Source organism: Acinetobacter lwoffii, assembly GCF_024129435.1.
Taxonomy (GTDB): Bacteria; Pseudomonadota; Gammaproteobacteria; order Pseudomonadales; family Moraxellaceae; genus Acinetobacter; species Acinetobacter lwoffii_F.
In genome coordinates, this window is sequence record NZ_JAMXXN010000088.1 from 1 (window position 1) to 358 (window position 358).

Here is a 358-nt window from a genome sequence, read left to right on the forward strand (position 1 = left end):
GGCGAAGTTTGGTTGAAACTAAGATGCATTGCATCAAATTATTAGGAGATAAACTCAGTGCAAGGAGTTTTGATAGCCAAGTGAATGAGATTCATGCACGTGTAACAGTCCTCAACAGATTTACGGAATTAGGTCGATCACTTACCCAAGTTATGCCTTAAATTTGGCTCAATTAGGGGCGCTTTGCATTTCAAATCTTTGTGCAACAAAGCCCCTATCAAATAGATTTAAACACTTATATGTTATTACCCATATTCTAGTGTTTATTTTTAAATTCTGTTTTGAGTCATTTCCCCATTGACGAGTCTCAGCAGGTTCAGTGGATTCTCATCTCTTAATGCTTCAGGCAACAGACTTT

2 pseudogenes are annotated in these 358 nt (G+C 37.4%); one reads left to right on the plus strand and one right to left on the minus strand.

What is annotated here, in order from left to right:
- Window positions 1-161: pseudogene (locus NI455_RS15430) on the plus strand (IS5/IS1182 family transposase); the annotation flags it as partial.
- A 108-nt stretch (window positions 162-269) separates the two neighbouring features.
- On the opposite strand, the pseudogene NI455_RS15435 reads toward NI455_RS15430, so the two are convergent.
- A pseudogene (locus NI455_RS15435) lies at window positions 270-358 on the minus strand (ketoglutarate semialdehyde dehydrogenase); the annotation flags it as partial.